Genomic DNA, 6,726 nt, shown 5'->3' with positions numbered 1-6,726 from the left:
CAGAAAGTTTAGACCCATTTTATTTAGGTTTTTTGATTGATTTGTTGTCAAGGTCAGTTCTAACAACTAACACATCACAAGCAGCAGTCCTTGTAACATATTCAGTTACAGAACCAATCAACAATCTTTCCATGGCGTTTAGACCAGTGGCACCGATCATGATCAAATCAACATTTAATTTCTTAGGGAATTCTGTGGCAATGATAGCCTTAGGGGCGCCGTACTCAATACTGTAATCAATATTTTCTAGCCCACTATCTTTGGCAGTTTTTACATAACCTTTGACAGTTTCCTTAGCTTTTTCAGTAATTTGCTCAACCATTGTTGAATCAAAGCTAGAAACATTTTGGAAAGCCCGAGTATCAATAACGTGAACTAGATGAACACTAGCGTTATTTCTTTCAGCTACTGCGACCGCCTTCTTAAAAGCTAATTCAGATTCAAAAGAACCATCGATTGGAACAAGAATGTTTTTATATTGTTGTAACATAATAATCACCCCATATTTTTATATTCAGTTATAGTAACTTCCTATACCTATATTTTAGTTTATTTTTGAAAATAAATACAGTTATCCGCGAATATTACCTAAATAAATTGAAAATCCGGCTGCCACGATACTACCAGCAACTAGAGTAATAAAGTTGGCTTCCTTACTCCCAAGCACGATGATGATCAAACCGATAATGGAAATCAGAACTAATAAAATTGTGGTGATTTTCATAGCATTGCGTAATCTAGTGTTGTCACTAGGAGAATATATCAAAAATTTCTTATCCAAATGAGACCATAAATTATAAGCTAAAGCTAATAAAAAACAAATAAATACTACCATCAAAACTTTAATAATCATAAAAATCTAACTCCGTTTCGAATTTTTTTTCAAATTGTTGAGTTGTTGCAAACGAATCTTCAAGGCCTGTTCATATTTACCAGTTTCTTTAGGTTGATAATATTTACGGTTGACCAAATTATCAGGCAAATATTGTTGTTCGACCCAATCATTTGGATAGTCGTGCGGAAACTTATAGCCAACACCGTGACCAAGCTTAGCCGCACCTTTGTAATGGGCATCTTTCAAATCGTCAGAGATCATACCAGCGTGTCCATTGCGCACATCTTCCATGGCTGCATCAATGGCTTGAATACCGGTATTAGATTTGGGGCATAAGCATAAATCTATTACAGCATCTGCCAATGGAATACGTGCTTCAGGCAATCCGACCATCTGAGCTACTTGAGCCGCTTGAACAGCTCGTTGACAAGCTTGCGGATTGGCCAGTCCCACGTCTTCGTAAGCGCAAACTAATAATCGTCTGATGGCTGTAGTCAGTTCGCCTGCTTCTAATAGGCGAGCCAAATATAAGAGAGCAGCATTAGGATCGCTCCCGCGAATTGATTTCTGGAAAGCTGAGATGACATCATAGTGACTATCACCATTTTTATCTGCAGAGATAGCTTTCTTTTGGACCGATTCTTCAATTACCTGCAGTGTGATGTGGATCATATCCTCATCATCAGGTTCAGTTGAGAGGACCGACAATTCCAATCCATTCAAAATGCTACGTAGATCACCATTAGTGGAGTTCACTAGTAAGTTAAGGGCGTTTTCATCCATTTGAACTTTATAAGCGCCTAGGCCGTTTTCTTTGTCATTTAAAGCACGCTTAACAGCTTGCTTTAGATCTTCAGGTTCAAGAGGCTTAAGTTCAAAAATCTGTACTCTTGAACGAATGGCTGGACTTATATTGATATAAGGGTTCTCAGTGGTTGCACCAATTAAAATTATCGATCCACTTTCAAGCAGAGGCAATAGGAAGTCTTGTTTGGTTTTATCGAGACGATGAATCTCATCTAAAAGTAAGATCACAGTCCCACTCATCTTGGCTTCTTCAGCTACGATCTGCAAATCTTTTTTAGTATCAGTAGCTGCATTCAATTTTCGAAAAGCATACTTAGTACTTCCGGCTATAGCGCTGGCGATACTAGTTTTTCCAATACCTGGTGGCCCGTAAAGAATCATTGAACTGAGTCTTTTAGCCTGGACCATTCGCCGAATGATTTTATTTTTACCAACTAGGTGTTGTTGTCCAACAACATCATCGATACTAGTTGGTCGCATACGATATGCGAGTGGCTTTTGCATATTTTCTCCTCTATAATAATGATTATAGTTACTATTCTACAACAAAGGATGCTTGTGACATGTTCAGTAAAGAAGATTTTCGAGTTTTTCATGATGAAACCTTATCGGGAAGACTGTCATTGATCCGCTCAGAACTTGATCCTTCATTTGAATCGATTGGTCAAGCTTTGTTGGATGCCTTGGAACAAAAATATCAAGACAAATTTTATTTAAAAATTGCCAAACACCAACGGAGAACTAAAAATCCGCCACCAGATACTTGGTTAGCAATTAGTCAGGATAAGCGAGGATATAAAAGAAATCCTCATGTAGAATTAGGTCTCTGGCCGGATCGATATTTCGTGACTTTTAGTCTTTTAGCTGACGCGTACAACCGGAGCAGCTATTATCCTAAATATGAAGGGCTCACTTCTAACTTGATCAATAGTGATTGGCAAGTATCAAATGATCACACCTCATCAAAAATGTATCCTGCGACTGATTTTCCCAAGATCCTAAAGCATTATCAACAGGTCAAATCAAGTGATCTGGTAATTGGCTATAATTTATTGGCTGATAGTTCAACTGTCAGAGCTGGTGATTACGATCAATTGTTGTTTGATAAATTCATGGAACTAAGTCAATTTATGGTTGATTTCAATGAATAAAATAAAAACTGTAAACTCAAGATATTTTGAGTCTACAGTTTTTTTGAATAAAAAAAAATCCACCAAAGTGGATTTTTGATAAATATTAAAGAATTTTGTTGTAGTATTCAACGATTAGAGATTCATCAATATTTGGTTCAAGTTCATCACGTTCTGGTAAACGAACAAGTGAACCTGACATGTTGTTTTCGTCATAGCTAACGAAGCCAGGGCGACCAACAACATTTTCAAGTGCATCCTTAACGATAGCTAAGTCTTTTGACTTTGTTCTCAAGCTGATAACTTGGCCAACTTGAACTTCGTATGAAGGAATATCAACACGTTTGCCATCAACAGTAACATGACCATGGTTAACTAATTGACGAGCTTGTGGACGTGATGTAGCAAAACCTAAACGGTAAACTAAGTTGTCAAGACGTTCTTCAAGAAGAACCATCAAGTTAACACCATGGATACCGTCTAATTTACCGGCACGCAAGAAGAGGTTACGGAATTGACGTTCGTTAACGTCATACATGAAACGTAATTTTTGCTTTTCACGTAATTGTGAACCGTATTCTGAAATCTTACGACGTTGGTTTTGACCATGTTGGCCAGGAGCGTAGTTACGACGAGCTAATTCTTTACCTGTACCTGAAAGTGATAGTCCTAAACGACGTGATAACTTCCAGCGAGGTCCTGTATATCTAGACATATAATTTGTCCTCCAAAAATTTGATTGGAGTAAAATAATTTAACAAGAGTTTAACATTCGTTCAGTCATCGTTACAATGTTCGCCTCGTGCAGCCGCAGGTTACTTATTGCACTATATCAGCCGATAACTGTTGACGAGCTTGCCGCTCTTTGCTGCATATTTTACACAAAGGTTAGTGTATCGTGATTGGGACTCTTTGTCAAAACCTTTTTTATTGAGAATGTTTTAAGTCTTTATTATGAAACTTACATAAAACATTTTCAAGCTGGCTATTTTGTTATAATAATTGACATATAACGACTTGGTAAAGAGGCTAGGGGTGTAATTTTGTATTTATTTATTATAGTAATAATTGTATTGATCTTGGTATTCCTATGGTACATGTGGTTTTTGCAGAAACGCAACGGAAGTGAACTCAAGATCTATGAGCAACATGCACTCGATCTAAAAGATGATTATTTGCACGATGAGATCGAGCAGCTTGAGGATATGAAACTCACGGGTGCTAGTTTAGAGAGTTTCGGGAAAAGCAAACAGGAGTATTCAAAGCAACGAAATGATACCGTTCCTAAAGTGATGGCTGATATTAGTAACGCCACTAGTAAGAATGCAAATTTCAATGTTTTTGGTGCTTCTTCGGAGTCAAAAAAAATCTCTGCACAGTTGGCTGATTTGCAAAAACATTCAGATGATATTTCGGGTAATTTCTCCAAGATCATTGAAAGTAATAAGCAAAATGCCTCGACTAGTGAAACTCTTCATGGAGAATATGAAACTTTAAGAAAAGAGATCTTAACAAAGTCATTCAATTATGGCCCAGCAACTGATAAATTGGAAACTGAATTGAATGAGATTGCTGAATTCTTAGATGAAGAAGATAAGCTTACTGAACAAGGGGATCACTTGGAAGCTCGTCAATATTTGGATGATGCCAAAGTTAAATTAGCGATGATCAACGACCAAGTGTCCTTGATCGTTCCATTATATGAAAGTCTCAATAAAGAATATCCTGGCCAGATTGAAGAAATCAGCTCGGTCTACGAAAAATTAGTTAAACAAAATTATAAATTCAATCAGGATATCGAACAAAACATTGATGCTGTAAACAAGAATATTGAAAAATCTAATAAATCCTTAGCAAATCTCGATTTCGATATGGTGGATCGTACTAATGAACAAATCAGTTCAGATATCAATGATTTATATGACGTTTTAAGTCTTGAAATCAATTCGAAACGGAATGTTTTGAAACAACAAAAACCAGTGCTTGATTATTTGAATCATGCAAAGTATCAACATAATCATTTGGATGACACTATCAATCGTTTGTCAGTCAATTATGTCCTTGATAAAGATGATATGGACGATTTCAAGGAACATGGTACTACATTAAATCGAATCGTTTCTGAATACGATCAAGATGTTCAGAGTATCGCTGATAAGAGCATTGTTTATTCAAAAGCCGAACGAGACTTCAAACAATTTATCGAAGACCTTGACCGGATCGAGTCACGAGAAAAATCGATCAATGATAACTTGAATCAGATGTTGTCTAGTGAACAGATTTCCCGTAAGAGCGTTGAAGAATATGCTCAAAAAGTCCAGATTCAAAAGAAAACTGTTGAACAGCTGAATTTGAAGGGATTGCCTGAAGATTATCTTGAATATTTCTACATGGTGACTGATGAGATCAAGAAGCTATATGATGGTTTAAACAGTGAACGTGTAAATATGGAAGAAATCAGCAAGCAAGTTATCGTCAGTCAAGAAGATCTTGATAATTTGATGCAAAAAACCAAAGATTTACGTTCGACAGTCATCCTGACTGAAAAATTGTTCCAATATGCCAACCGTTATGCCAGTAAGGATAAAAATTTCCAAGAGGAACTATCGCATGCTCGTTCATTATTTGATGAAGAGTTTGACTACCAACAAGCATTATCAGTCATTTCCACTGCTCTCGAAAATATTGAGCCTGGTTCAGTTTCACGAATAAAAGATACAATTAGTGCATGATTTGTAAATTTGTTGTAAATTATAATAGGTAAAAAAATTAAGGCCGTAAGGCCTTTTTATTTTGGTGGGAAAATTATGATATATTTTGATAACAGTGCAACAACAAAGATTGAAGATTCGGTTTTAAAAACTTATAACGTCGCTAGTCAGGAATATTTTGGTAATCCGTCTAGCTTGCATAAATTAGGTTTGAAAGCTTTCGAATTAGTTGAAACATCACGGAAAAAGATTGCTCAATTGATGGGATTCAAACCCCACGAAGTTTTCTTTACTAGTGGTGGTACTGAAGGTAATAACTGGATAATCAAGGGTACAGCTTTTAAGAAACGTGAATTTGGTAAGCGTATCATCACATCATCCGTTGAACATCCATCAGTTATCAATTCAATGCGCCAATTAGAGCAATTAGGTTACGACGTAACTTATTTGCCTGTCGACAAAGATGGCCATGTTAGTGTTGAAGACTTGAAAAATGCGTTGCGGGACGATACTATATTAGTTTCTATCATGGCAGTAAATAACGAGATTGGTTCGATCGAGCCAATCAAGGAAATCGCTAAAGTTTTGAAAGATTATCCTAGTGTTAGTTTTCATGTTGATGGGACTCAAGCTATTGGGAAGGGGCTTGAAGATCAATTTATTGATCCTCGAGTTGATTTTTATACTTTCTCAGGCCATAAATTCCACGCCCCTCGAGGCATCGGTTTTATTTACATGAAAGAAGGCAAACAAATCGAGCCTTTGATGGCCGGTGGTGGACAAGAAAAAGGCCTTCGTAGCGGGACCGAAAATACACCAGCTATAGCGGCTATGGCCAGAGCTTTGCGCCTTCTTAAGGAAAATGAAGCTAAAAAATCCGCTGAAATGATGAAATTGAAGACGATGTTAGTCGAGCACCTCAACACATTGGATAATGTCCATGTATTTTCTAAATTAGCTGATGGATTTGCACCACATATCATTTGTTTTACGATCGATGGGGTTCGTGGTGAAACTATCGTCCATACTTTTGAAGATCGTGATATCTTCATTTCGACGACTAGTGCTTGTTCTTCAAAAAAAGGTCTTGAATCAAGTACCTTGAAAGCCATGAATACGCAAGAAAGCATTGCAACTAGTGCTGTACGTGTTAGTTTAGATGAAAATAATACTGAAGCAGAAATGAAAGAATTTATTAAAAATTTGGATGAGATCCACGATCATTTCCAAATTTTAAATTAGG

The 6,726-nt window shown here is 36.8% G+C and carries 7 protein-coding genes; 3 read left to right on the top strand and 4 right to left on the bottom strand.

All coding sequences use genetic code 11. The annotated features are described in order from the left end of the window. Positions 1-19 precede the first annotated feature (19 nt). The 3 genes from FC27_RS03075 to FC27_RS03065 all read right to left on the bottom strand — a co-directional run bounded on the left by FC27_RS03075 (position 20) and on the right by FC27_RS03065 (position 2,146). Positions 20-490, bottom strand: a complete 471-nt coding sequence (locus tag FC27_RS03075) for a universal stress protein (RefSeq protein ID WP_010623892.1) — start codon at positions 488-490, stop codon at positions 20-22. Positions 491-571: 81 nt separating this feature from the next. Next, a complete protein-coding gene (locus tag FC27_RS03070) occupies positions 572-853 on the bottom strand; it encodes a hypothetical protein (protein WP_010623891.1) in 282 nt (93 codons plus the stop codon). Positions 854-859: 6 nt separating this feature from the next. Continuing rightward, positions 860-2,146, bottom strand: coding sequence for a replication-associated recombination protein A (locus tag FC27_RS03065; RefSeq protein WP_056938068.1), 1,287 nt, complete (start codon positions 2,144-2,146; stop codon positions 860-862). A gap of 59 nt (positions 2,147-2,205) precedes the next feature. On the opposite strand from FC27_RS03065, the gene FC27_RS03060 reads away from it, so the two are divergent. Beyond that, entirely contained in the window at positions 2,206-2,793 is a 588-nt protein-coding gene (locus tag FC27_RS03060; RefSeq protein WP_010623889.1) for a DUF1054 family protein, read from the top strand. 85 nt (positions 2,794-2,878) lie between these two features. Here FC27_RS03060 and rpsD read toward each other — a convergent pair whose 3' ends face one another. Further along, entirely contained in the window at positions 2,879-3,487 is a 609-nt protein-coding gene (gene rpsD / locus FC27_RS03055) for a 30S ribosomal protein S4 (protein ID WP_010623888.1), read from the bottom strand. Positions 3,488-3,815: 328 nt separating this feature from the next. Here rpsD and FC27_RS03050 point away from each other — a divergent pair, with 328 nt between their 5' ends. Both FC27_RS03050 and FC27_RS03045 read left to right on the top strand, forming a co-directional pair. Continuing rightward, positions 3,816-5,504 carry a septation ring formation regulator EzrA gene (locus FC27_RS03050; protein ID WP_040521105.1) on the top strand — a complete coding sequence of 563 codons (1,689 nt, stop codon included), beginning with the start codon at positions 3,816-3,818 and terminating at the stop codon, positions 5,502-5,504. A 75-nt stretch (positions 5,505-5,579) separates the two neighbouring features. After that, entirely contained in the window at positions 5,580-6,725 is a 1,146-nt protein-coding gene (locus FC27_RS03045) for a cysteine desulfurase family protein (protein WP_010623886.1), read from the top strand. Position 6,726 lies beyond the last annotated feature (1 nt).

This window comes from Companilactobacillus versmoldensis DSM 14857 = KCTC 3814, from assembly GCF_001434295.1.
Classification (GTDB): Bacteria; Bacillota; Bacilli; order Lactobacillales; family Lactobacillaceae; genus Companilactobacillus; species Companilactobacillus versmoldensis.
The sequence above is the reverse complement of the archived record's forward strand: the minus strand, read 5'-3'. Positions and strand labels throughout refer to the sequence as shown.

Excerpts from the sequence above, each read along its gene's own strand:
- FC27_RS03075 (WP_010623892.1), bottom strand. The coding sequence starts at position 490 with ATGTTACAACAATATAAAAACATTCTTGTTCCAATCGATGGTTCTTTT.
- FC27_RS03060 (WP_010623889.1), top strand. The coding sequence starts at position 2,206 with ATGTTCAGTAAAGAAGATTTTCGAGTTTTTCATGATGAAACCTTATCG.
- FC27_RS03045 (WP_010623886.1), top strand. The coding sequence starts at position 5,580 with ATGATATATTTTGATAACAGTGCAACAACAAAGATTGAAGATTCGGTT.
- FC27_RS03070 (WP_010623891.1), bottom strand. The coding sequence starts at position 853 with ATGATTATTAAAGTTTTGATGGTAGTATTTATTTGTTTTTTATTAGCT.
- FC27_RS03065 (WP_056938068.1), bottom strand. The coding sequence starts at position 2,146 with ATGCAAAAGCCACTCGCATATCGTATGCGACCAACTAGTATCGATGAT.
- rpsD (WP_010623888.1), bottom strand. The coding sequence starts at position 3,487 with ATGTCTAGATATACAGGACCTCGCTGGAAGTTATCACGTCGTTTAGGA.